This window comes from Paenibacillus apii (assembly GCF_011043685.1).
GTDB lineage: Bacteria > Bacillota > Bacilli > Paenibacillales > Paenibacillaceae > Paenibacillus_AQ > Paenibacillus_AQ sabinae.
Map to the genome: position 1 here is coordinate 179548 of NZ_JAAKGU010000005.1, position 25388 is coordinate 204935.

The 25388-nt window shown below is 54.0% G+C and carries 25 protein-coding genes and 1 other annotated feature (1 of these 26 running past the window's edge); of the genes, 5 read left to right on the forward strand and 20 right to left on the reverse strand.

Features of this window, described 5'->3' with window-relative positions:
- Positions 1–187: 187 nt before the first annotated feature.
- Positions 188–2071, forward strand: coding sequence for an Rqc2 family fibronectin-binding protein (locus G5B47_RS12995; RefSeq protein WP_165098642.1), 1884 nt, complete (start codon positions 188–190; stop codon positions 2069–2071).
- A gap of 78 nt (positions 2072–2149) precedes the next feature.
- On the opposite strand, the gene G5B47_RS25370 is transcribed toward G5B47_RS12995, so the two are convergent.
- The 13 genes from G5B47_RS25370 to G5B47_RS13060 all read right to left on the reverse strand — a co-directional run bounded on the left by G5B47_RS25370 (position 2150) and on the right by G5B47_RS13060 (position 14128).
- On the reverse strand, positions 2150–2362 hold the full coding sequence (locus G5B47_RS25370; RefSeq protein WP_206107349.1) for a hypothetical protein: 213 nt from the start codon (positions 2360–2362) through the stop codon (positions 2150–2152).
- A gap of 35 nt (positions 2363–2397) precedes the next feature.
- Complete coding sequence (locus tag G5B47_RS13005) at positions 2398–3276, reverse strand: PHP domain-containing protein (RefSeq protein WP_165098644.1); 879 nt, start codon at positions 3274–3276, stop codon at positions 2398–2400.
- Positions 3273–3860 carry a GNAT family N-acetyltransferase gene (locus G5B47_RS13010; protein WP_165098647.1) on the reverse strand — a complete coding sequence of 196 codons (588 nt, stop codon included), beginning with the start codon at positions 3858–3860 and terminating at the stop codon, positions 3273–3275. Before G5B47_RS13010 ends, G5B47_RS13005 begins: the two co-directional genes overlap by 4 nt.
- A gap of 45 nt (positions 3861–3905) precedes the next feature.
- A complete protein-coding gene (locus G5B47_RS13015; protein ID WP_165098649.1) occupies positions 3906–4802 on the reverse strand; it encodes a selenium metabolism-associated LysR family transcriptional regulator in 897 nt (298 codons plus the stop codon).
- 144 nt (positions 4803–4946) lie between these two features.
- A complete protein-coding gene (locus G5B47_RS13020) occupies positions 4947–5384 on the reverse strand; it encodes a hypothetical protein (RefSeq protein WP_165098651.1) in 438 nt (145 codons plus the stop codon).
- 109 nt (positions 5385–5493) lie between these two features.
- Complete coding sequence (locus G5B47_RS13025; protein WP_165098653.1) at positions 5494–6456, reverse strand: GGDEF domain-containing protein; 963 nt, start codon at positions 6454–6456, stop codon at positions 5494–5496.
- A 30-nt stretch (positions 6457–6486) separates the two neighbouring features.
- Complete coding sequence (locus G5B47_RS13030; RefSeq protein ID WP_165098656.1) at positions 6487–7347, reverse strand: EAL domain-containing protein; 861 nt, start codon at positions 7345–7347, stop codon at positions 6487–6489.
- Positions 7348–7767: 420 nt separating this feature from the next.
- Positions 7768–8031, reverse strand: coding sequence for a YlbG family protein (locus G5B47_RS13035; protein ID WP_025334664.1), 264 nt, complete (start codon positions 8029–8031; stop codon positions 7768–7770).
- 40 nt (positions 8032–8071) lie between these two features.
- Positions 8072–8512 (reverse strand): YlbF family regulator, encoded by a 441-nt coding sequence (locus tag G5B47_RS13040; RefSeq protein ID WP_165098658.1) that lies wholly within the window; start codon positions 8510–8512, stop codon positions 8072–8074.
- Between the two features lie 51 nt (positions 8513–8563).
- Positions 8564–10504, reverse strand: coding sequence for a helicase-associated domain-containing protein (locus G5B47_RS13045; RefSeq protein WP_165098660.1), 1941 nt, complete (start codon positions 10502–10504; stop codon positions 8564–8566).
- On the reverse strand, positions 10501–12231 hold the full coding sequence (locus G5B47_RS13050) for a DNA repair helicase XPB (RefSeq protein WP_165098663.1): 1731 nt from the start codon (positions 12229–12231) through the stop codon (positions 10501–10503). Before G5B47_RS13050 ends, G5B47_RS13045 begins: the two co-directional genes overlap by 4 nt.
- 123 nt (positions 12232–12354) lie before the next feature.
- Complete coding sequence (locus tag G5B47_RS13055; protein WP_165099104.1) at positions 12355–12768, reverse strand: CBS domain-containing protein; 414 nt, start codon at positions 12766–12768, stop codon at positions 12355–12357.
- 157 nt (positions 12769–12925) lie between these two features.
- Positions 12926–14128, reverse strand: coding sequence for a M20 family metallopeptidase (locus G5B47_RS13060; protein WP_235957161.1), 1203 nt, complete (start codon positions 14126–14128; stop codon positions 12926–12928).
- 202 nt (positions 14129–14330) lie between these two features.
- Here G5B47_RS13060 and G5B47_RS13065 point away from each other — a divergent pair, with 202 nt between their 5' ends.
- A complete protein-coding gene (locus G5B47_RS13065; RefSeq protein ID WP_165098666.1) occupies positions 14331–14678 on the forward strand; it encodes a YugN family protein in 348 nt (115 codons plus the stop codon).
- Positions 14679–14691: 13 nt separating this feature from the next.
- Complete coding sequence (gene ftsW, locus G5B47_RS13070; protein WP_165099108.1) at positions 14692–15897, forward strand: putative lipid II flippase FtsW; 1206 nt, start codon at positions 14692–14694, stop codon at positions 15895–15897.
- Between the two features lie 117 nt (positions 15898–16014).
- On the opposite strand, the gene G5B47_RS13075 is transcribed toward ftsW, so the two are convergent.
- Positions 16015–16380 carry an Asp23/Gls24 family envelope stress response protein gene (locus G5B47_RS13075; protein ID WP_165098669.1) on the reverse strand — a complete coding sequence of 122 codons (366 nt, stop codon included), beginning with the start codon at positions 16378–16380 and terminating at the stop codon, positions 16015–16017.
- 146 nt (positions 16381–16526) lie between these two features.
- Here G5B47_RS13075 and cax point away from each other — a divergent pair, with 146 nt between their 5' ends.
- The gene (gene cax, locus G5B47_RS13080; protein ID WP_165098672.1) at positions 16527–17597 is read left to right on the forward strand and encodes a calcium/proton exchanger; all 1071 of its coding nucleotides are present in this window, start codon (positions 16527–16529) and stop codon (positions 17595–17597) included.
- Positions 17598–17689: 92 nt separating this feature from the next.
- Here the strand turns inward: cax and G5B47_RS13085 are convergent, their stop codons facing one another.
- The 5 genes from G5B47_RS13085 to G5B47_RS13105 form a co-directional block, all read right to left on the reverse strand.
- Positions 17690–17983 (reverse strand): YlaN family protein, encoded by a 294-nt coding sequence (locus G5B47_RS13085; protein ID WP_025334654.1) that lies wholly within the window; start codon positions 17981–17983, stop codon positions 17690–17692.
- A 145-nt stretch (positions 17984–18128) separates the two neighbouring features.
- Positions 18129–18380, reverse strand: a complete 252-nt coding sequence (locus G5B47_RS13090; RefSeq protein ID WP_165098675.1) for an HPr family phosphocarrier protein — start codon at positions 18378–18380, stop codon at positions 18129–18131.
- A gap of 106 nt (positions 18381–18486) precedes the next feature.
- Positions 18487–19602: an aminopeptidase gene (locus G5B47_RS13095; protein ID WP_165098678.1), complete on the reverse strand. Its 1116-nt coding sequence runs from the start codon at positions 19600–19602 to the stop codon at positions 18487–18489.
- A 120-nt stretch (positions 19603–19722) separates the two neighbouring features.
- On the reverse strand, positions 19723–20550 hold the full coding sequence (locus G5B47_RS13100) for a hypothetical protein (RefSeq protein WP_165098680.1): 828 nt from the start codon (positions 20548–20550) through the stop codon (positions 19723–19725).
- A gap of 117 nt (positions 20551–20667) precedes the next feature.
- Positions 20668–22662 (reverse strand): sensor domain-containing diguanylate cyclase, encoded by a 1995-nt coding sequence (locus tag G5B47_RS13105; RefSeq protein ID WP_165098682.1) that lies wholly within the window; start codon positions 22660–22662, stop codon positions 20668–20670.
- A 386-nt stretch (positions 22663–23048) separates the two neighbouring features.
- Between G5B47_RS13105 and rpsD the strand changes: the two genes are divergently transcribed.
- Positions 23049–23648: a 30S ribosomal protein S4 gene (gene rpsD / locus G5B47_RS13110; protein WP_165098684.1), complete on the forward strand. Its 600-nt coding sequence runs from the start codon at positions 23049–23051 to the stop codon at positions 23646–23648.
- A 172-nt stretch (positions 23649–23820) separates the two neighbouring features.
- On the opposite strand, the gene tyrS is transcribed toward rpsD, so the two are convergent.
- Positions 23821–25074 carry a tyrosine--tRNA ligase gene (tyrS, locus tag G5B47_RS13115; protein ID WP_165098686.1) on the reverse strand — a complete coding sequence of 418 codons (1254 nt, stop codon included), beginning with the start codon at positions 25072–25074 and terminating at the stop codon, positions 23821–23823.
- Positions 25075–25140: 66 nt separating this feature from the next.
- Positions 25141–25388, reverse strand: a binding site (T-box leader); it runs 28 nt beyond the window's last position.

Sequence of the window (25388 nt, forward strand, 5' to 3'; positions counted from 1 at the left end):
ATTCCCCTCCCGGTCGTTTCTTGACTTCCGGCGGCGTTACCGCTTTTCCACCCGTTCATGACCAATGTATTCGGGGTCGTCCCGAATTATCACCCTGAGCTTATCCGCTTCGTTTTGCGCTGAGCGGCGAAAGTATGGCATCATAGAGAGGAATGAAATTTTACCAGCGACAGGAGAATTTATAACCATGGCACTCGACGGCATCGTGACCCGCGCCATTGTGGCCGAGCTTCAGGCTTGCATTGGACAGCGGATCAGTAAAATATATCAACCCGGCGATCACGATCTTGTATTTACCCTCAGAGGCGCAGGGGGAGGCGGCAAGCTGCTCTTGTCAGCCAACCCGACTTATCCGCGCGTGCATTTTACGGAAAGAAGCACCCTCAATCCGGCGGAAGCCCCCATGTTCTGCATGCTGATGCGCAAGCACTGCGAGGGCGGCGTCATCGAGGCAATTTCCCAGGTGGGGATGGAACGCATCATTCATTTCGAAATCCGGCAAAGGGATGAACTCGGAGACGTCTCCAGCAAGAAAATCATCATTGAGCTGATGGGCCGGCACAGCAACATTATCCTGACCGACGTCCAGACGGGCACCATTATCGACGGCATCCATCATGTTACGCCCGCCATCAGCAGTTACCGGATCGTAATGCCCGGCTTTGCCTACACGCAACCGCCGGAGCAGAACAAGCACAACCCGCTGGATATCTCGCGGAGCGATTTCCTGCAGCTGTACCGGGATGCCAAGGAGCAGCAGGTTGAATCGGAAGCAGCCCTTGACGAGAGAGCGGAAGGCTCTAGCGATAAGAGCAGCGGCCGGGAGAATGCGAACAAAAAAGCCCTGAATCCACCTTCCCTCAATCCCGCCGGGTGGATCGTCGATACCTTCAGCGGGATCAGCCCTCTGATCGCGCAGGAGATGGTCCGGCGGTCCGCACAGGGCGGAGATGCCGGGACGGCTTCAGGAAGTGGCGAAGTCTCAGGACGGGAAATCGCGATCGAAGAACAATTCGCAGATGCCTTCGAATCCATCATGGAGCCTGTCCGCAGGGGCCAATTCTTTCCGGTTATCGGGACGAACGCGAAAGGCAAGCTTGTGTTTTCCGCAATTCCACTGACGCTGCCTGTAAGCAGGACCAAGCATTACGACACGATCAGCCGCTGCATGGAGGACTATTTCGGTGACAAGGCCGAACGGGACACGGTCAAGCAGAAAGTCAGCGACCTGATCCGTTTCCTGACGAACGAGCGGAGCAAGAATATCAAGAAGCTCGCCAATCTGCAGGCGGATCTGGAGGAAGCCGGCGGAGCCGAGGAGTACCGCATTCGCGGCGAGCTGCTGTTTGCATCGCTGCACATGCTATCCAAAGGCGAGAAGGAAGTCCGCCTGGTTAATTACTACGAAGAGGATCAGGCGGAGATCACGATCCCGCTCGACCCGCTGCTCACTCCGTCCGACAATGCCCAGCGCTATTTTAAAAAATACAATAAATACAAGAACAGCCTCGCGGTTATCGAAGAGCAGCTAGAGAAGACGCATGAGGAAATCCGCTATTTGGAAAGCCTTCTCCAGCAGCTGGATCACGCTTCCCTGAACGACATCGAGGAAATTCGGGAAGAGCTCGTAGCCGGAGGATATTTAAGGGACCGCAGCAAAAAAGGCAAAAAGAAAAAGAAGCCCACTCGTCCGACGCTCCAGGTGTTCACTTCCTCCGAAGGCGTTGAAATCTATGTTGGCAAAAACAACCTGCAAAATGAGTACCTCACGAACCGCCTTGCAGGACCGAACGAAACATGGCTGCATACGAAGGACATTCCGGGTTCACATGTCGTGATCCGCGGGGAAACATTCGGCGACGCCACCCTAAATGAAGCAGCGCAGCTTGCCGCTTACTTCAGCCAGGCCAAGCAGTCGAGCAGCGTTCCGGTGGACTGCACGCTGATCCGGCATGTGCGCAAGCCAAGCGGCTCCAAGCCCGGCTTCGTCATTTATGACCATCAGCGGACCCTGTTCGTGACACCGGATGAAGAAATGATCAAGGGACTGCGCAGCACGTTGAAGAGCTGAGTTTAGCTGGATTTGGCTAATAGAAGCCTTCCATTGAACTCCAGCGACGCTATGAAATAGGCAGATAAAAAGAAGCTTTCACGAAGCGGATTTTCGCTTTTTGAAAGCTTCTTTCATTTTTTCTCCGTTCAGGGAAGCGGCGCTTATGCGTCCATGAAAGGTGCAGTCGAAGTCCTGACTCGCTATTTGGCGAAGGAACTGCGCCGTCTTCGGTGCCCTTTTATGTAACAAACTTGCCGCTACGGACAGCATGGAGAACTTGCCTTCTTCCCATTCGTTGAACAGCATCACGTTTAGTCCCCCGCAAGTTCACCTACTCAAGTCCCTTAAGCCTTCAGTTGTTCCAGCACATCCGCGGAGACCGTTACACTTCCAAGATCGCCGTGAAAGATCACACCGCCCCGCGTGCCGTGAAAATCCGAGCCGCCCGTTACCAGCAGGCCGTATTTTCGGGCCATGGCCAGATAGCGCTCCTCCTCTGCGGGGCCGTGGTCGGAGTGATACGCCTCAACGCCGGCGAATCCGCCGCCGCCGAGAATGCCGCGCACCAACTCATCGTCGCCGTAGAGTCCGGGATGGGCCAGCACCGCCTTGCCTTTGGCTTCGGCGATCCATTGACTGGCTTCCTCGGGAGAAATGCGCGGCTGGGCGACAAAACCGGGCTTGCCCTCGGCCAGATATTTATCAAAGGCATCGCGCATATCCGACGCCGCTCCGAGCCGCACCAGTTCATCCGCGATATGCGGCCTGCCGACGCTTTCGTCAGGCTTCAGCTCCCGGCCGATGCCCCGGACAACGGCCTCCATCGTAATGCCGATGCCCAGCCCTTGCAGCTGCTGGGTGATGGCCTCATTTCGCGCGGCGCGGGTGTCCCTTAAGCCCGCCAGCCTGCTCAGGAACAACTCGTCCCGGAAATCCACATAATATCCAAGGACATGGATGTCTTTGCCGCCGGCGCGGGTGCTGATCTCAACGCCTGGAACGACTGTAATGTCGTACAGCTCCCCGGCCTCCAGCGCTTCGGGTACGCCCGCAACCGTGTCGTGATCCGTAATGGCAACCGCGACCAGGCCCTTTTCCTTGGCTAGACGCACATTTTCAGCCGGAGGCTGCATGCCGTCGGACGCGAGCGTGTGCGTATGCAGGTCGCAGCGACCGGAAGATACGGACCCGGCAGCCTCGAACTCTTTTACCATTTCGCTCATCCTCTCTGTATGGATTCCAGCCGTTTCCTTTCTTCCCATTCCTCGCGCAGAATCCCCATCTTGATCGCATCATAATATTGGCCCCGAACAATACGCGCCTTGCGGACGCGGGCTTCCTCTGCCATTCCGCATTTAGCTGCAAGCCGCATCATCCGTTCATTGCCGGACCAGGTGCCTATGCCAAGACGGACCGTATCCATGTGAGTAAACAAATAATCCATCCACATTCGGAACGCTTCGGTTCCATAGCCGCCCGACCAGTAGGCCGAGTCGCAGATGACAATGCCGATCTCGAACCAATTTGTGACCTCGGACACCCAGTACCGGCCCACCTTGCCTTTGACTTCACCGTCGATCTCAATAATCAGTTGGGAGCGTACCTCATCGGTAGACGCCGTCTCCAAAACCGCCTTGTGCTCCTTCAGAAACTGTCCGTATGAAGCCGGCTTTTGGATCTGATAAGGGCCATTCCATTTCAAATGCTCCCTGTCGGGGGATTCATAGTAGTGATAATAAAGCTTAGGGATATCGTCTTCGGTGAAATCGCGCAGAATCACCTTTGTTCCCGCCAAAAAAACAGCCATTCCGCTCCCTCACTCCCCATCTGGCATTATAAATGCCCAGACTTGTCAATCCTCCGCATGCTTGCGCAGAAAATTCAGAAACGTTACCGCGTGAATCGGCAGCAGCGTCGATTTGTCATGTATCGCGTAAAACTGCCGCTTGAACGAAACGCCCGAGACATTTACGATCTTCAGCAGCCCCAGAGCTACCTCATGCCTGACCGTAGAGGGGGACAGCATTGTCAGGCCGAGCCCGGCCTCGACCGCCGATTTGACCGCGCCAGTGCTGCCAAGCTCCATGACAACCTGCAGTTCTCCCAGATCCATCCCCTTGGCCAGCAGCTGCTCCTCCATCACCCGGCGGGTTCCCGAGCCCTGCTCTCGCAGCACGAACGGAAACCGCAGCGCCTCTTCAAGCGAGACTTCGTCTCGGTCCGCCAGCTCATGATCCCCCGGCACAATCAGCTTCAGCTCGTCCTCCATCACCGGCTCGATTACCATGTCCGGGTGGGTGACCTCCGCCTCAATCAGCCCGAACGTGAGCTGGTGCTTGTTGATTTCCTCCATAATTTGCGTGGTGTTCATGATCTTAAGCATGACGGAAATGTTCGGATACGCTTTGCCGAAAGGGGCCAGAAGTCTCGGCAGCACATATTCCCCGATCGTCAGACTGGAACCGAGCAGCAGCCGCCCTTCCAGCATATGCGTATATGCCGCCATCCCCTGATCGGTCTCCCGCATCAGCTCAATGCTGCGCAGCGCAAAGGGCAGGAGCGTCCTTCCGGCGTCGGACAGCACGATTTTTTTGGTGGAACGGTTGAACAGCTTCGTCCCGAAGTAGTCCTCCAGCGCCTGCACCTGCATCGTCACGGCCGGCTGCGTCATATGCAGCGCCTGCGCCGCCGCGGAGAAGCTTCCTTTTTCGGACACGGTGTAAAAAATATGCAGCTGATGAAAATTCACGCTCGTCCACTCCTATTTTTGCATGACTTGGATTCCGTAACTTCCTTCATTCTCAAAAAGACATGCAGCCCCGGCCGCATGCCTCTTCGCCTTATGTTTGTTCCGGTTTGTCACTACTGAAGCTCCTTTAAGGCTCCATTTAAGTTACCTTCTTTTCCGGCCGGACTGCATGAGAGATACTCTCCTGGAGCTTCGCTGTCGGGCAAAATAGCTTTTCAAATCCCTGAGATCAATATTTTCCGACATTTTCCCGAGAAAGGATACGACGATCAGCTTGTAGAGCGGGTTTCCGTACAGATCGGCTTCGCCCGGCATTTCCACAATGCGCGCCGCCATCACAAGATCGTTGTCCACCACATACATTTCCGGCTCACCCGGAGAATGCGGCTTCACTCTTTTTTGCTTAAGACATTGCCACAGCCAAAAAGCGGCCTCCTTGCCGGTCACTCCGTCCCCCTGGCTCCTGTCCTCGTAACGGCTTCTCGCATGGGCCGTAATGACAAGATCGGCGATTCTATACTCGTTCAGCATCACATAGAACGGCTCGTAACCGCCCCGGCCGGCCATTTCCTTATCGCGCATAGCTATCACACTCCACAAAGGATCTTGGCGCGCATGTATTGATGCCATCTTACCACCATAAGAGCGGGATATACAAGCTTGAGCCCTGAGGCCGGGGAACTATGAACGCCTAAGCAAAGACTTCCGGCAGCGTACTGTCGTCAATCAGACAGCTGCCTTTGATCTGTTTGCATCTCTTTTTGAGACGCGCGGCCTCTGCGGAAATCTCCTCGATTGACCCGAACTTGCGATAACGGTTCGTTACGACGGAAACCGAAAGCGAGACGAGCGGAATTTCCTCATATTTTCCCAAACGATTCTCCGCCAGAACGGACTGCTTCGTCAGATGCGACTCGGAGTAGAAGCCGTGGATCGTCTCGTCAAAGGCGCGCAGAACCGTCCGGCAGCCTTCAGAATACTGATGATGGTCCATCACGACGATAAAATCATCTCCGCCGATATGTCCGACAAGTCCCCCCGCTGGAGCCATGCCGCCACTGATGATTTCTGCCGTCCATTGAATGAGCCGGTCGCCCTCTTTGAACCCGTATGTATCGTTGTAAGCTTTGAAGTAGTCCAGGTCGAAATAAAGCACGCTGAACTGCTCCAATGTCATGGATTTCTTGAGCCATTCGTTGATATTGACATTCCCCGGCAGACCGGTAAGGGGATTCAGGTAACTCGCCGTTTCAGCCATGATCTCGGCAAAATGCAGCAGCAAATCTCTCACGCTGACTGCGCCGCATAACCGGTTGCCGCTCGTTACCACCACATCGTCGTACAGCTTATCCTCATCGCGGGCCATCGCCTGTTTGCTGACCTCCGTGATCGGACATTCGGCATCCACGACTAGAGGAGCACGGTCCATGACCAGCTTCACAGGTCTTTGCATATAGAGCGTGTAGCCGTATAAGGTGCCTATTTTTTGGTAAAATCTCACTCTCATGATCAGTGCAACCGGATATTCGTCCTCGGTGACGGCTATTCCCTGAAGCCCTGGATTTTGCTTAAAAATACGATCCACGCATTCACATGGTGTACTCGGAGCAAGGTGCGGAATCGACTGGCATATTTCTCCTACATTATGCTGCATCAATTAGTGGCTCCTTTCCAGGACAGAACATTAAACAACGACGGGTATGCGTCCCGCTGCGGGAGAGGATTCCGGTCTTCCGACAAGATAACCTTGTCCGTAATCGATTGCCGCTTGTTGCAAATATTTCAGCTCCGCTTCGGTTTCGATGCCTTCGGCAATGACGCGGGTCCCCGACGCCAAAGCGTATTCGCGTATTAGTCCAAGCAGATGCTGCTGTTCTATATTCCCGTTAATGCCCCGGATCAGCGACTTGTCCAGCTTGATGAATTCCGGTTTCAGATATACAAGGGTCTTCAGGCTGTTATAGCCCGAACCGGCATCATCGACGGCAATCCGGAAGCCTTGCTTGCGGTAATGCGCCAGTGTTTTCTCAAAACCGACGTAGTCATGAACCGCCTGTCGCTCCGTCAATTCCAGAACGACGCGGGAGGGCGTCAGTCCCAAATGCTTTAATAAACTGACGGTTTCACCGCTTTTGTAGCGTTCATCGTTTAATACACCGGGACTTACATTGATAAAAAGCAGAGCCGAACCGCCAAAGCCAGCCACCGCCGCACTGCCTACATAACGGGTAAGCGACACCTTCCGGCAGTATCGGTCCAGCCTGGACGTGTACTCCGTCTTTGCCGCGAACTCGTAGAAAATATCTGCGGAATGAAAAAGCGTTGAAGCGGGAGGGCGGTTCAGCGCCTCATGCCCCATGGTCTCGCCGGTTGACAGCTCCACAATCGGCTGATAAAAGGTAGACAGCGCTTCCTCGTTCATCACCCGTAATAACTCCGCGAGCCGTCTGAATTCTGTGATTTCTCTCTTCATCCTGTGGTTGATGTGCCTTAAATAATGCAAAATGGGCGCATCCTCCATTAAGGATAGGTATGATTTGATCATATTCGCTCCTGCATGCTATTCGCCTGAATTTCCGATACTCTTCTAGAATAGGCGCACAATATTAACGGGGGATAAAATTTAGTCAAGTGTTTCCGCGAAAATAATCCAGTTGACCTAATTCTAAAGTCCCGTATTCATTTGCATGATCTCCCGAGTGAAGCCCGATGTAACAAGTAACGAGCAAAAAAGATAATATGCCATACTTAATATACATCTAAAATGTAATTATTTGGAATATATCTTTCAACGGCATAAGAAAAACTCCTATCGGAGCCTCTCGAAGATGTTGCCGAATCCCTCTTTAGCGGTTGTTTTGCAATATCAGGAAGTCTAGTCTTTGAAGTTTATACTTTCTGATATTATCAAAAAAAGGAAGAAGTCCAAAAGAGGACTTCTTCCCTTCCAAGCAAGAGCTTCAGACTACAGCCCGTAATATCGGGTCTTGTCCGGCACGTTGCTGTTGTACTCCGTCTTCAGTTCATTCCGGTAGGAACGTTCGATCTTGCGAACGTAGGACAGCCTGCGCACGTTCTTCATGATTTCTTCCGCACGGTCCGTATTCACGTACATAACCGCGTAATGCATTTTTCGCGAAATGTAATGCAGTGTGCCGTATTTTTCCAGATTACGCGCGGCTTTTACATCGCTTACCCAAATGATATAACCTGTGCGTTCCGCAAACATGCGCTTCTCCGCCTTTCTGTCTAGGGCTTCCTTAGGCGTGTCAGCCGCAGGAGCATTTGCCTCCGCTGCCGCAGCCTCCGCCTTTGGGCAAGGGGTCGTTGCTTGGAACCTTGATGCTGTCCGAGACCGAATAAGCGATCATCTCCGACATGGAATGAAGCATATCGTCCAGCGCTTTCTCCGCCTGCTTGAACCGCGCCACTTCCTCGAACGTTTCGAGCTCGGCTTCCGTCTTGGCTACCTCATCCTTAGCTGCGTGATAGCTCGGATGAAAATGGCCGAACCGCTGAGTTTCCTCGAACAGTTCTTTCTTGCTCTCGAGCTTTCTGATCAAGCTCTGGATTTCGGGACTCGCGGCAACCCGCGCCTTCCAGTATAAATAATCCATCACTTCGGCGGACCGGTTAATCATATCGCCCAATTCATAGGCGCCTGTCAGCACTTCGGCCATATCGACCGTGTTGTATTCCGCTACGCTCATGAATTTCATCTCGACTTCCGTAAATAATTGTTCCACTTTTTTTCAGGTGGACTATCCTATCATACCACAACCGCCATCCGCAGAAGAAGAGGGAAAACCGCGAAATACAGGAACGATCAGCTGAATCGTGTCCCAATCGCCTGAGGACATTTCCAATTCCTGAGGAGTCTCGCCAGTGAAGCTTAGCAAGCGACCGGATACTCTCCATGCCCCCGGCATGATCCGCTCAGGTATGAATTCGCAGGGTCTTCCTTCAAGGGACAGTCTTACCTTCGTCCCCCATTTCAGCGCCTGCTCCATCAGCAGGCGTGCGGTGGAAGCGTGATACCGCCGCTCCTCCTTGATCCAGGCGGACGGCACTTCCGCCGCATCCGGCCACAGCTCCTCCGCCGACTCCGGCGCAGGAGGCATCTCGGCCTGCACGGCGGCGCCGTGGTCCTCGGCGTACCACAGCCCTGCGGCAGGATCGGCTGACAGCGCATACCCGCTATCCCCGGTTTCAGGCGGATCAAGCCGGAACAGTCCGCCTTCAGGAGAGCCTTCGCCGGCAGAGCCGGGCAGGCCTTCCAGCGGATGCATTCCGGCTGAAGCCAGCTCCCTGCGGACCAGTTCCGCCCGGCCTTGGCTCACGGCGAAGTGCCGGGGGCCAAGCCGCTCCAGGCCGTCCTTCAGTCTGGGATGCCCGGCGATCATCTCGGCATCCGTTTCACTCCTGCAGGAAAGCACCAGGGTCTCGGTCAGAGCCGTCCGGCCGATATCCCGGCCCCATTGTTCAAGAACGGCCCTCACCTCACCGGGCAGACCGGACTCCGCGTAATGCTCCAGCCATCGAATGACCTCATCGGGCGATATCCCTCTGGAAGAAGCCCTTTCCAGCCGCTCCCGGGTCAATCTTAAGCTCCACATGCTGTCGATCTGAACCAGCTCCGCGAAGCAGGCCAGGCTCCAGCGAAGGCTGTAGGGCGTCTCCTCCGGGACAAGCACCTCAAGGTCGGGCTGAACGATAATCCGCACCTCTGCGGGGTCAATGGATTCGGAAGATACCGATGGATGTGGCTTCGTGTTCGTCCAGCGGAAGCATAGACTCCCGCCGGTATCGCTTCCGACCTCTGCCCAGCCAAAGCCTGCGAGACAGCGCAGCCAGGCGGCAGACACCTCGACAAGCCCGGGCCTTTCCCCGGGCAGGGCCAGTCCTGTCGCTTCCATCCAGCCGACCGTATCGGCCAGCGAATACCAATGACCGGGCCGGTATTCCGGCCTGCAAATCAGGCAGCGGAAATGCCTGTCTGCCGCTGTCCGGCGGCCGTATCGCCGGGAAGCCGCGGCATGCAGCAGAACGGACATTTCGCTTTCACTAAGGCCCAGCCACTTCTCAACGCCATTTCCCTCAGGCAAGAACGTTTGGTCCCTCCGTACCAGAAGACCCAGATGAAGCAGCAAATCGATGATCAGTACCGCAGGCTGAGGGTAATCTTCGGGATACGGCGAGCGCAGATCAAGCCCTTGCAAATGTTCTTCTTCCAGCTGCATTTTACAGGCGAGACGGCTGACATATTTTTTGTGAACGGCTCCTTTGGAAGTCAGCGGAAGACCTTCCTCTACGGCAAACAGCAGGGCCCGAAACAACTCCCCCGCCAGACCCGGGCCTGTTGCCACGGAAAGCCGAAGCCCTTCCGGCTTTAAGCAGTTGGGAGAGACCGGGAAGAAGCGGCTATGCAGAGTATCCAGTCTTTCGGCGGGTATATAGAACAACTGATTCCCCCCGATTTGCCGCATGGCGCCGATCCATCCGCCTCGCAGCAGCTCCGAGAAGGCCAGTCTGAACTCCACACGGGTCATATCAAACGGACGGAACTTTTCTTCCCTGCCCTCCTGAAATGGACGGTCTGCGCAGGCCGTGCAAATCTGTCTTAGCAGACGGGATGTATCTTCGGACAGACGATGAAACCCGCTGCTGTCTTCGCTCGTCCAATGGTCCTTACAGGTTGTCATAACGATCCCGAAGCCTCCTGTTCATGGGGGTTTCCGCAATCCGGCAGCAGATTGAATTCCTGGGCGGCCGAGTCCGGTTTCTGCATCACTGCATATTCATATCCCTGCTCCGTCAGAAACAGCCGGCGCTTTAACGCAAATTCCTGCTCTCTGCTGTCCTCCGTTACCAACGTATAGAAAAACGCCCGGTTGGCCCCCTGCTTCGGGCGAAGCACTCTCCCGAGCCGCTGCGCCTCCTCCTGCCGGGAGCCGAAGGCGCCGGATACCTCAATAGCGACTGAAGCATCCGGCAGATTGACGGCAAAGTTGGCGACTTTGGATACGATCAGCACAGGCAGTACGCCTGCGTTAAATCGGTTGTATAGCTCAATCCTCTCCTGCTGCGGCGTCTTTCCGGTAATCACCGGAGCGCCGATAATCGCCGCAAGCCCAGCCAATTGGTCAAGGTATTGGCCGATGACCAGTATGGACGCCCCCTTGTGGGCCTCGATAATTTTGACGGCCGTTTCAGCTTTGGAGGGATTGGCCGAAGCAAGGCGGAATTTCTCTTTGGGCGCCGCGTATAAATAACGTTTCTTCAGCTCCGGTTCCATCGGCACCTGAACCTCCACACACTGAACTGCGGCGATCCAGCCCTGCCGTTCAAGCGTCTTCCAGGGACAGTCGTAGACTTTGGGACCGATCAAGGAAAAAACATCCCCCTCTCTCCCGTCTTCTCTGACCAGCGTGGCGGTCAGCCCAAGACGGCGGGTGGCCTGAATCTCGGCGGTCGCCCGGAAGACGGGTGCCGGAAGCAGATGCACTTCATCATAAACGATCAGTCCCCAGTTCCGTTCGTTGAACAGCCCCATATGGGAGAAGCCTCCCTCTTTGGACGTACGGTGCGTCAGCATCTGATAGGTTGCGACCGTAACCGGACGCACCTGCCGCCGTTCTCCCGTGTACTCTCCCACGGACTCCGGAGACAGATTGGTCCGTTTCAACAGCTCCTCGGTCCACTGGCGTACGGAAGTTGCATTGGAGGTAAGAACCAGTGTTTCGCACTTCAATTCTTCCAAGGCTGCCAGCCCGACGATCGTCTTTCCCGCGCCGCAGGGTAGAACGGCGATTCCGCTGCTTCCGGAAATACCGAACCTTCGCGCCGCTTCCCGCTGGTACTCTCTTAGCTCAAAGGCAGAGTCTCCTTCCTTCCAGCGGATATCAAGCGCTTCCCCTTCATGATAGCCTGCCTGGTCCAGCACCGGATATCCGGCACGGGCCAGTTCCTGCTTCAGCAGCCCCCGGCAGGCGGCGCTTCCGGCCATTTCCAAACGCCCCGTTCTCTGGAATCCACAAGCTTCGGCAGTCTGCCTTACCTCATGCTCATTCAGCAGCTCGTCGCTGTCACTGCGCAGCAGCAGTTCCCCGGAACCGTCCGACGCATGCAGTGTGAGTCTACCATATCTGGACATCAGCAGCCTGATCTCATCCTCCAGCCCGGAGGGCAATCCGCGTCCAGACCACTGCTCAAGGCTGTCGATAATCTCATCGGGAGCAGCGCCAAGCGCAGCCGCGTTCCACAGCGTAAGCGGTGTGATCCGGTACGTATGATAGAGCGGCGGACTTTTGACCAGCTCCGCAAACACCGGCAGCCGGTCACGGACGGCGTCGAATTCCGGGTGCCGGCAATCAAGAAGCACTGTCCGGTCCCGGCGGACAACGCATGGCCCCTTGTCAATCACATTCATTCCCCCTTACGTACTCAAGCGCTGCACTATGTTCTATGTACGAGCCGGCCGGTGATTAATGCAAAGCAGGCTGAAAAAGCCCATCCCGGGCATCCGGGAATGAGCTTATAGATCAGTGATGTGCTAGTGCAGGCGATGCTGCTCGGAAATGTCGCTGAGCGCTTCGCCGGCATTGTCCGCAAAAATATTGCGAACCGCCAAATCGCCGATGGATACGACTCCGATCAGCTTCTTGCCGTCTGTCACGGGTAGCCGGCGGATTTGCTGCGAAGCCATCAGTTCGGCGGCCTCATCTACCGAGGTGTTTTGCGAAGCGCAGCGGATACCCGTCGTCATTACTTTATCCACCGATGTGGAGCCCGAGTGCTTCTCGGCGTATCCCCGGATGACCAGGTCACGGTCGGTAACAACGCCGATAAGCGTATGTCCGTCCTCGAAATCCACAACCGGGATAAATCCGGTGTCGTTATCTTTCATTTTGACAGCCGCTTCATAAATATTGTCCTGCAGAGTCACGGTAACCGGCTGGGTGGTCATAACTTCCTGGACTGTTTTCTTCAATGAAGAACCCTCCTTTTCGCTTGACGGACGGCCGGCCTTCGCCCGACAAAAGCCGAACGGCTTCTGTAAAACGCGCAGGCCGCATCCGTATTACGTAAATAGGTTCTCCGTTAACCGCAAAAATATTCTGCACTCATTCGTTCAGACAGGAATCGGCCATCGCGACCATCAGCTTGAGGCCATGAATCATCGCGTCTTCATCGAAATCAAATTTGGCGTGATGATGCGGATAAATCGCAGCCTTCTCCGGATTGCCCGCTCCAACGAACATGAAGCAGCCCGGCACCTCACGTACATAATAGGAGAAGTCCTCGGCAGGCATCAGCTTTTCCATGACCGTCACTTGAACCGAACTTCCCAATGCTTCCGGGGCCACCCGGAAAAAGCGCGCCGTCTCCCCTTCATGATTCACCAGCGGCGGATATCCCATCAAATAATTCAGCCTCGCCTCCGCACCGTAGGCCGCGCAGACCGATGTTACCATCTCTTCGACCCGGCGCCTGAGAAGCTGCCGCGTCTCATCGTCGAAGGCCCGTACCGTTCCGGTCAGCCGGGACTGCTCCGCGACAACATTCTGGGCATACCCGCCTTGAAAGGTGCCCACGTTCAGAACGGCCGGGCGCAGCGGGTCCACCGACCGGCTGACAATGCTGTGCAGCTGCGTCACGAGCGCGGCTCCGGCCAAGATGCTGTCGACCGTCCGGTGAGGCGTCCCGGCATGGCCGCCCTTGCCGATAATGTCGATAAAAAACTCATCCGCCGAAGCCATCAGTGGGCCCGGCGCGCTCGCTACAGTTCCGACCGGCAGCGGCGTCCACAAATGAAGCCCGTACACGGCATCGGCCCCGTCCAGTACCCCTTCGTCGATCATTCCGAGAGCTCCGCCGGGGCAGACCTCTTCCGCTGGCTGGAACAGAAAGCGCACCTCGCCGCGCAGCTCTTCCTTGCGGCTGCTGTAATAGCTCGCCGCCGCCAGCAGAATGGATGTATGCCCGTCATGACCGCAGGCATGCATAACGCCGCTATTCTCCGAAGCGTACTCGCATTCCTTCTCATCCTGGATCGGCAGCGCGTCCATATCCGCCCGAAGAACAACGGTCTTGCCGGGGCTTCCGCCTTTCAATATCCCCGTAACGCCGTACCCTGACGCGCTTTTCTTCACTTCGATACCAAAGCTCTCCAGTTTCTCAGCCACAAAATCCGACGTCTTCCGTTCCTGATACGACAGCTCCGGATTGCGGTGCAGATGGCGGCGCCAGGCCACCATATCCGGCTGCAGGATTTCAATCGGTTTTTGCTCCATATTATCCATTCCCTTCGCATTGGCCGCTCCCATTGAAGGCTCCGCCTGTTTCCGGCTTGTCTCCCCATGAAGCGGCAGTCTGCTTTTATTGTAGCAGAAATGGCATTGTCCGGGTATTCCGTCCTGCTTTCAGCCCTTGCATAGCCCTGTCAAACATAATATCATGAGGAAGAATAAGGCACTTGCCAGGCGGGATCACTTGTTTGGATTTACATCATAAGGAGGTTGGCACGCCATGATTTTTGAGAACACGGGTCTTGTAGGGCTGCAAAGCGATCTTCTTTATTTGGATGAGAGCGCCGAAAAGGCGGGGTTCATCCGCTGGCAGTGGGAATATTACCGGGCTACATATGACTGCAAAATCAAAGACTCCGCGGGCGGCGGGGATTACTTTCTGCGAATCAATACGCGAGCCGTTGAGGGCAAGCTGGAGAAGCCGGATACCGTGCTGGCGATTGAAGCCGTTTACTTGGGCAAAGCGACCTTTCCCCACGGTCTGGAATACGAATCTCCGGTCCCTGAAACCGTGCTGAACACAGCCGGTGAACGGATTCTGGAACTCAAACGACTTCTTGAGACATGAGAGCAGACTGATGATGAAGAAGAATGAAAACCCGCCCGCAAAAGGAACACCCGATTTTCAACTCTTGATCCTGACACTGCTGCTTGTCGGATTTGGCCTGATTATGGTTTTCAGCTCAAGCTCCAGCCTTTTTTTCAAAAATGATCCGCTGTACTTTTTGAAGAGGCAGCTCGTATGGGTCCTTCTCGGAACCGTCGCAATGTTCGTCACCATGAATATTCACTACAGCAAGTTCAAAAAGTGGTATGCGCCGCTATTTATAATTACACTTATCCTGCTGCTGTTCGTGGCTTCGACCGAAAGGGTCAATGGAGCGCGGAGCTGGCTTAACATCGCCGGAATGGGCATCCAGCCGACAGAGCTTGCCAAAATATCGATTATCCTGTATCTGGCCGCTTTAATCACGAAAAAGGGCGAACGCCTGCGCGACCTGAGAAGCGGATATATTCCGGTTATGGTTATTGTCGGCATAGTTGCCGGTTTAATTATGATGCAGCCGGATTTGGGCTCCTGCCTCATTCTTGTCGCCACCAGCGGTCTTGTCATTTTCGCCGGAGGCGCGAGTCTCAAGCATATTTTAGGATCGGTCATGCTTCTTGTTCTCGGCGCGGGTCTGGTATTGGGCGCGAAAATGGCGATCGACTCCCTGTCTCCGGGGACGGAGCAGACGGCAGCCAGCCATGATTACCGCAAAGGCCGGATCGATGCCTTTCTTGATCCGTTTCAGGATGCCGAAGGCGCCGGATACAACATCATTCAATCCCTGACCGCGCTTGGAGAAGGCGGCCTCGGTGGCGCCGGGATCGGAAAAGGCGTTCAGAAGCTGCATTACCTGCCTTACCCGTACACGGATTTTATTTTCGCCGTGATCGGAGAAGAGCTGGGCTTTGCCGGCACACTGCTGTTCCTTCTGGTCTATCTCTATTTTCTCTGGAGAGGCATTCTCGTGGCCCTAAGGTGCAAGGACCCGTTCGGAACCCTTGTGGGCATCGGTGTTATGGGCCTTATCGCCATTCAGGCTTTTGTCAATATCGGCGGCGTCACGAAGACGATTCCGCTGACCGGGGTCACGCTACCTTTCATCAGCTACGGCGGTTCTTCGCTGCTCGTTACCATGCTGTCGATGGGCATTATCCTTAACATCTCGCGGGAAACGGCCCGTCCGGTGAAGGAGGAGCATACAAAATCGGTCCGAATCACGCGATCAGTATCCCGCTAATGATTTCGCCAAGGCTATACAACAAAAGGGTGTCTCATTCCTACCTTGACGGTACGGAAGAGACACCCTTTTTCTATGCCGCTTGATCGGTAAATCCTTGCGTTCGAAGGATCTGTATTACGAAATTTCATCGTTCTTGAAAGCAACGCCTTCCACCTTGACATTCACTTCGACGACTCTTAGACCCGTCATGCTCTCTACCGCTTCACGCACGTTCTGCTGCAGCATGCGGCAAACCTCGTGAATCGGTGTTTCGTACAGTACGAAAATCCGCAGGTCAATCGCCGCCTCCAGCTGTCCTACTTCGACGGTAACGCCTTTTTGCACGTTTTTGCCGCTGAGACGCTTGGCCCAGCCTTCCGACAATCCGCCTGACATGGCTGCGATTCCCGGAGTCTCCAATGCAGCCATTCCGGCAATTTTTGAGACTACGTCATTAGAGATTCGAATATTTCCCTTTTCCAGTTGAAGTTGTTCCGCCATGCCCTTTCCCCCTTACACTCATTATCAATTATTGTAATTCCTAAACAGGCTAAAATGCAAATGGCTTTCGGCGCGTTCGTTTACATACCGGAATAATTTGGGTATATTGAGATACATACATAACATTGATTGGGGTGTGTTTGAAATTGAAAAAATGGATTTCGCCGTCGCTTCTTGTCATCACCTTCGCAATCAGCGCTATTGCACATTACGCTAACTGGGATCACACCATTCAATTCGTGCTGTCCTCCATCGCTGTCGTATTTGTTGCAGGATTCCTCGGCAGGGCAACGGAGAGCGTAGCCCACTATGCTGGTCAACGGCTGGGAGGGTTCCTCAATGCCACATTCGGCAACGCGGCCGAGCTGATTATCGCTTTTTTCCTCGTTAGAGAAGGTTTGTACGACATGGTAAAAGCGAGCTTGACCGGCTCCATCATCGGCAACCTGCTGCTTGTACTGGGTCTTAGTATTTTCGCGGGCGGATTAAAATTCAAGGTGCAAAGTTTCAATGTTACACTGGCCGGGATGAACGGCTCGCTAATGATCGTGGGCGTTATCGCCTTGTTCGTTCCAGCCATGTTCCTAACGACTCATTCGATTACCGAAGGGGAGACGGATACGCTCAGCCTGGTCGTCGCGGGGGTTCTGATCGCCTCCTATATTGCCTGGCTCTTCTTCTCGATGATTACGCACAAGAAATATTTGGATGACGTGACCGATGACCAAGAGGAAGAGCTTCCGAATGAGCATGCTCCATCATGGTCCAAAGGCAAATCGATTTTGTACCTGATTCTCGCCACCGTCATGGTCGCGTTCGTCAGTGAATGGCTGGTCGGCACACTGGAAAGTCTGACCGAACGATTCGGACTCAGCGAGCTGTTCGTCGGCGCCTTCCTGGTTGCGATTATCGGTAACGCTGCGGAACACAGCGCCGCCATCCTTCTTGCCATGAAGAACAAAATCGGCGCAGCCGTGGAAATCGCGGTCGGCAGCAGCCTGCAGATCGCCTTGTTCGTGGCGCCTGTGCTTATTTTCGCCAGCTATTTCACCGGTAATACGATGGATATTGTCTTTACCACCATCGAGCTGGTAGCGATCGCTGTAGCGGTCTTCATCGCCAGATCGATTACCCAGGACGGCAAGACCAACTGGTATGAAGGATTGCTGCTACTAGCCGTCTATATAATCCTCGGCGTTTCTTTTTACCTCGTATAAGGGTAAAAACGACAAAAATCGCGCATGTGACCACATGCGCGATTTTTTTATGACGGGTTAGTCCGGTGTATTCTTTTGAAAGAAGAACCTGCCTATTGCTTCGCCTTCTCATTCAGCATTTCATACAATACCGCCAATTCCCGTTCGAGTTTGCTTACAATTTCTTTGCCCGTAAGCTCAGACAGCAGTCCCGCTCTGACCGCGAAGTCGACTTCTCTGGAGAAACCGTACATTTGAGTATCCAGTACTTCCTCATAGAGAGGGCAGTAGCGCGTTGCCAGATTCTCCATCTGCACTTCAATGAGCTTCTGAATCTTATCGGCGTCTTCTTGCAAAAGAGCGACAGCCTTGATGTTCAGTTGTTCCTGCAATTCCGACGAAGTCATGCATCTTCCCCCCCATGTCCAAATTTACAGCTCCGGCACTATTGATTTAATATTAGTCGAAATCGGTTCCCAATACAAGAATGCACTTGGTTCACCTGTATTAAAAAGCCCTGCCGGTCCCGGCAGGGCTTCTAGAAAACGGATGTTATTCCTCGACGACTGTAAACTTCAGACCATGCTTGGCAAATACTTCGCTCATTGCCTTCTTCGCATCTTCGGCATCCGCTCCGTGCACATGCAGTTCATAATCCTGGCTCGCTACCAGAGTCGTGAACAAACCGAGAATGCTTTTGACGTCGATGTACTTGTTGTCAGCCTGAAGAACAATCGATGAGGCGAATTTACTCGCCGTTTGTGCAATTTCCACGATTGCTGCGTTGTTACTGTTTGTGGACATGTGGGATCCCTCCGCAACTGATTTTAGAAATTTATATGCTGTATAATCATTTCCATGATACATTGAATCCGCTTACCGGCGCAAGGATTTATCTAATATTTATCTTCTATTTCAAATGCTCCGGGTTGAGAGCTTCAAGCTCCGGTATGACGAACAGGCCATCTTTGCGAATGAGTCTGTCGTCAAAATAAATTTCCCCGCCGCCGTACTCCGGCCGCTGGATCAGCACAAGGTCCCAATGGATGGAGGAACGGTTGCCGTTGTCGGTCACCTCGTACGCCTGACCCGGTGTAAAATGCAGGCTGCCGGCGATTTTTTCATCGAACAGAATATCCTTCATCGGATGTAAAATATACGGGTTAAAGCCGATGGCGAATTCGCCGATATAGCGCGCCCCTTCGTCCGAATCCAAGATATCGTTCAGGCGGACGGTATCGTTGCTGGTCGCTTCAACAATTTTGCCTTGTTCAAAAGTAAGCTTGATGTTCTCAAACGTAATGCCATTATATACCGTTGGCGTGTTATAGCTGATCGTACCGTTGACCGAATCACGCACAGGCGCGCTGTACACTTCGCCGTCTGGAATGTTTCTATGACCTGAGCATTTCTGGGCGCCGATGCCTTTGATGGAGAAGGAAATGTCCGTTCCCGGCCCCGTGATCCGCACCTTGTCCGTATTGCTCATAAGTTCCGCGAGCGGGTCCTGCGCTTTATCCATATTGGCGTAATCAAGGTTGCAGACGTTGAAGTAAAAATCCTCAAAAGCTTCCGTGCTCGTATTGGCGAGCTGTGCCATGCTGGAGTTCGGATACCGAAGAACCACCCATTTCGTATGTTTTACCCGCTGTTCGCTATGTACCGGATGGGAATACAGTGAATTGTAGAGACGCATTTTCTCTTCGGGCACGTCCGACAAGTCGTTGACATTCTCGCCGGCACGAATGCCGATATACCCTTGCATTTGCTTCATGCGGTTCAAATCGATCTCAGCCCAAGTACGAAGGCTTTCCTCCGTCGCGGTCATCAGCATGCTGCGCAGCACGGAACGGTCAATTAGCTGCACAAAAGCACGGCCGCCGGCCTTGCCGATTTCCTCTACAATTGCTTTTACCAGATCGCGTTCGCTGCCGACCATTTCGACCAGCACATTCTCTCCCGGTTGTACATTTACGGAGTAGCCTACCAGATTTTCGGCTAATTTTTGAATTCGGGGATCTTTCATCTCTGTTCTTCCTTCCTTCGCCTAGCTTTTTATTTCTTGTTCTTTCCAAAATTCAGCATGCTTCCTTATTGTAGCACGACCAAGTGGAAGCGCAAGTGGACCGCCTTGGACGCCCTTCTTTTAGCGGTAGCCATAGAAGTCCACCCGTGATACATACGTCTCCCGGCGAGTCTGTCCCTTTGTTGTCATGTAAGTGATTGTCCGTTGTCTGGACATGCTTTTGGGCAAATTACGCCTCGCATCCACCTTGACATGGTAAACGGTCTCCACCGCAGCATTTTTCAGTCTGCGCTCCAGTTCTCCGTTCTCTTTTAACCAAAGCGTTTCCAGCTTGGAGGTATCTGCTCCCATCCCTGCACTCAAATCCGGCAAACGGGAATATGCCGCGCGAATCGCTTCCATCTCCGCCTTCAGCTCGGCAGCCAGCTGGTCCTGGGCCTGCTGCGGGGAAAGCTCTATTCTCAGCAGGCGCATTCCCCGTCCCGCTCCATCTTCATTCGTCACCATTTTGCTCATGCTCTTGAGCTCTTCAAGCTGACGGATGGGGTTCAGACCCGGGAGAGGGTTGACGGACCGTTCATCGCTCTCTGGAAGCACCTGCCATGCTCCGTTTCTTTTCTCCAGCCTGCTGTAAAGATTCGCTCTGGCCGACTGCTCCGTAAGTACGCCCCGTGAATTCGCAGAGTCCGGCAAAAGGGTGTACAAACGCAGGGTGCTGTGATGGTTCATCTCCCCACCGTAATATACCGAACCTTCAGGCAGCTGCCTGCCATCTACCAGAAGCGCCGCCTGCCCCTCGAATGTCACGCCGTCAGTTCCCGTCAACCCGGCCAACGCCAGATTCAGCATCTCCCCGGCCGGTTTCCCGTCCATCACGCTGCAGCCGCCGGTTAATCCGCAGAGAATCGCCAGCAGCACCGCCGCCCTTTTGGCTTGCGAAATCATCATAGGCCCCATTCCCTCTTTCCATCACTTAGTAACTATATCGTTTCCCTGTCGATGGGGCTTATGCAAAAAAAGCCCTTGAAAACGAGGGGGTTCGCGTCTCCAAGGGTGCTATCTCTTTCAATTCATGCTTTCGATCTCTCCCGAACTGTGGTCTATCATAATTTTGTTGCGGCCGTTGTTCTTGGCCTCGTACAAGGCCATGTCCGCTCTGTAGAACAGAGAGTCCAGGCTCGCCTGGTCCTGCTCCGTCCAGTTCCACTCCGCAATGCCGCAGGATATGGTAACGCTCGGGTTCGTCTCCTTCTGAACCCGCTGACGGATCCGTTCCGCTACGGAATAGGCCTGCTCGGCACCGAGCTGCGGCAGATAGACCGCTAGCTCTTCGCCGCCCCACCTTGCGGCCAAATCCCCCTGACGGATCGACAACCGAAGGATATCACTCACCTGCTTCAGGATAAGGTCGCCCTTCTGATGGCCGTATGTATCGTTCACCGATTTGAAATGGTCTATGTCGACGACGACAAGGGTGCCGCAGAAATCGCCGTTCTGCTTCTCCTTGATGGTCTGGTCGAGAAAATGCCTGGCGTAAAGTCCGGTTAACGTATCCCTGTTCGCCAGCCGGTGGACCTCCGCATGCAGCAGCGCATTGCCCACGGCAAGGCCGATATGTCCGGCCATCGCCTGGAGCAGACGGAAATTATCATAGGTGAAATAATGCGGCTCCCTGTGGGACAGCATAATCGCTCCCCGCACCTCACCGCCTACACTGAGCGGAGTGGCGATAAGCGACTGCGATTCAGTCAAATCCATCAATTGGGACTTCGTTCCCGACTGATCCGGGTATTCGGGGATGATGACCGTTTCGCCGGAGGCGTACACCTTTCCGCCAATTCCTCTGTCGACTTCTATCAATTCATTGATCAGACCGGGATGGTTGCAGGCGACCGCTTCAAGCCCGCCCCTCTCCTCGTTATAATGCAGAATGCAGCAGTAATCGGTTTCGAACATTTTCATCAATTCTTCAAAAGCCGCCTCAAACGTCTCGCTCAGCCCGAGGTTCTGATTGAGCCGCCGTGTCAGTTCATTGGTCATCTGCAGCTCGCGGATGAGCTGATTCGAACGTTCGTACAGCTTGGCGTTCTCAAAGGCGGTTCCCGCGGTTCCCGCCACCATGGACAGAAAAGGCAGATCCACTTCCGGCCAGGCGGGACTAAGCATCACCAAGTGAAACACGCCGTATACGCCCTGTTTACCGCCAAGGGGCAGACCGATCTCCACTTTCCTGTCATCCTCAGTATATGGCCGCAACGCCATGCTGCCGTCTTTGAATGCCTTTAACCGGACGTCCTCTTCATCCAGATCAAGCGGAAGAGGCTTCACCTGCGGATGCGAGCTTAGGTGATCCTGGGACATGTATAGCGTCAGTCTGACGTCCGGATACATCGTCATTATGCTCGCTATCACTTCCGTCAGCACGGCATCGACATCGATGTTGTCATGCATCCGCTGCACGATCTGGAACAGCAGGGTACGGCGGCTGCTTTCGCGTTTGGCATGATTATGTACATTTGCAAGATCAGCTACAAACATATGTTCAAACTGCCTGTAGAAGCAGGTGACGTAGTGCCGGGCCATTCCTTCGGCGGTATTGCGTCCGCCACTTGCAAAATGCTCAGCCGGCATTGCGCAGCCGAAGAGGGCAAATATTTCCCCCTTGGAGCGCGTAGTCATCGGCATTACAAAAAAAGCCGTTTCGTCTCCATTCTCCTCAATCTGAAGCGTACACTCTTTGGTCGTGCTTAGGCTTAAAGTAGCAACCTGCTCCCACAAAGAGTTGTCCGGTTCACTGACACCGCTGCTGCCCGCCAGCCATTTGCCCGCATAATCGAACACGCACCATTTCCACGATTCCGCAAAAGACATGGTGGAGCCCCTTTTGTACCATTCATGAAAACTGTCCACAATCAAGCCTGCGGTGTAAGGAAAATCATGTCGATTGACGTCCATTTTCCTGAGCCACCCGGTTGGATCTTCGGAGTTCCATTCCGGCATCTGGGCGTTTCGCATCAGCGCATGGCTTTCCTTATAACCATAAGCTTTCTGCTCTGACATAATGAAGGATCCCCTTTGCATCCCGAATAGTAATCCGCTACTGCCTTAATTAACACTATTTTACTCTTTTCCCGTCTGTCTTGCATCTGATTTTCGGTAATTCCGGGACTTTTTTTAGGCCCAAAGCCCTAAATATGAAAAAACTCATAAACTTCGTAAGGCACACTTGACTTGAAACCCTATTTTCATATAAAATTTATTGTTGAACAAGACTGTAACAAGTCTTCAATTGGGCGTAACGTTGTGTCACCCTCACGTCTTTCGACTGCAGCGGGCAGCGGCTGAACTTTCCCTGCGGCGCGGCTCCGAATCGGTATGCCGCATTTCGAAATACGGCGCAAATAGAGCCCTGATGAAATTACAATTAAAAAGGAGTCTACTATAACATGGCACGTTACACCGGACCTAAATTTAAACTCAGCCGCCGTCTGGGCATTTCCCTGAGCGGCACTGGCAAAGACCTGAAACGCCCTTTCCCTCCGGGACAGCATGGCGCTAACCAACGCAGAAAAGTAAGCAACTACGGTCAACAGCTTCTGGAGAAGCAAAAACTGCGCCACATGTACGGTTTGGGCGAAAAGCAATTCCGCACTTTGTTCCACAAAGCGCACAGCTTGCAAGGGATCGCGGGCGAAAACTTCATGTTCCTGCTTGAAAGCCGTCTGGACAACCTCGTGTACCGTCTTGGCTTCGCCAACTCCCGCGCTGGCGCGCGTCAATTGGTATCCCATGGCCACGTAACGGTTAACGGCAAGAAGGTTGACATCGCTTCTTACCTCGTAAGCACAGGCGACGCGATCGGTCTTCGCGAAAGAAGCCGCGGCTTGACCTCCGTTAAGGAAGCTCTGGCTAACCGTACTCACCTGCCGGCTTACCTGGAATTCTCCGACGCTGCTCTTGAAGGCAAGTTCATCCGTCTGCCTGAGCGCGCCGAGCTTTCCCAAGACATAGACGAGAAGCAAATCGTCGAATTCTACAACCGCTAATATTTGCTGGATACGCATATATTGCAGCGAAAGAGCCTCCGGATATTCCGGGGGCTTTTTTGTGTTTCATGCGTATTCCTAGGCATGTAAAAAAGAAGGAGAACCGGACGCCAAAGTCCGTTCTCCCTCTTTGAATGCAGCTCACCAGCTGCGCTTGTATTCAGCCTTAGCTCTACTCCAACACCAGCTTGGCAAATTTGCGCTTGCCGACCTGGATGATATCCCCGTCCTGCGGCACGATCTCTGCATTCGGGTCGGTCAACTTCTCTTCGTTCAGTTTGACCGCCCCCTGCTGAACGCTCCGCTTGGCCTCTCCGCCCGAAGCGGCCAGGCCGATCACCGTAAGCAGCTTGGTCAATCGGATCGACCCGTCGCTAAGCTCATTTGCCGGCACAACCGCCGTCTCGATATCGTCCGGCAGCGCACGCTGCTGGAACACGGTCACGAAATGCTGCTGCGCGGCATCCGCCGCTTCGGTGCCGTGGTACATTCTGACAAAGGTGTGCGCCAGCCGCATTTTAGCGTCGCGTGGATGGACCGTCCCCGCTTTCAGGCCTTCCTCCAGCTCCTTCAGCTCCTCGTTGCCAATGTCGGTTGCCAGCGAGTAGTATTTCAGCATCAGCTCATCCGGTACGGACATCGCCTTGCCGTAGATTTCATTCGGCTCTTCGTCGATGCCGATGTAGTTGCCAAGACTTTTGCTCATCTTCTGCACGCCGTCCAGGCCTTCAAGCAGCGGGGTCATGATCGCGGCCTGAGTGTCGACGCCGTATTCTTTTTGCAGCGTCCGCCCCATCAGCAGATTGAACTTCTGGTCCGTTCCTCCGAGCTCCACGTCGCTCTTCAGCGCCACGGAATCCATTCCCTGCATCAGCGGGTAGAAGAACTCGTGAATGCTGATCGGCTGTCCGCTCTGATAGCGCTTAGTGAAATCGTCGCGTTCCAGCATGCGCGCAACCGTCACTTTGGCCGACAAGCCCACAACATCCGCAAAGGTCATCGGTCCGAGCCATTCCGAGTTGTAGTACACTTTAGTCTTCTCAGGATCGAGAATTTTGTGAAGCTGCTTCTTGTACGTTTCCGCGTTCCGCTTCACATCCTCCTCGGTAAGCTGCTTGCGCGTTTCCGATTTGCCCGTCGGATCGCCGATCCGTCCCGTGAAATCGCCGATAATCAGCTGCACCTGATGGCCCAGCTCCTGAAATTGACGCAGCTTATGCATGACGACCGTATGGCCCACATGGATATCCGGCGCGGACGGGTCCAGACCCAGCTTCACATTGAGCGGCACGCCGCTGACAACCGATTTGATGATTTTGCGCTTCAATTCCTCTTCCGGCACAATTTCCACAACACCGCGCGCGATAATCTCCAGTTGGCGCTCAACCTCACGCTGCTGTTCCGGCTTTAATTCTTCCCATTTCATAATAGCAACCCCTTTTGATGTTGATACTTCTAAATAAGAACGCACAAAAAAAGCCTCCTCTTCATCCCAAGGGACGAGAAAGAGACTCGCGGTACCACCCTAGTTAAAGCTCTAACCGTCATTGATTGCAGCGTGACGATTGCAAGCCTTCGCTTGATTGAAATAACGGGCGCTTGACGTACCCGGTGCCGGACTACTGGGACTTGGGCCTTCAGGTCCATTCCGTTCCCCCGGACGGCTCCGGACTGTAATTCAAAAAGGATCCGCTATCGGTTTGCACCACCCACCGACTCTCTGAAAATCCGGGCTTCCCT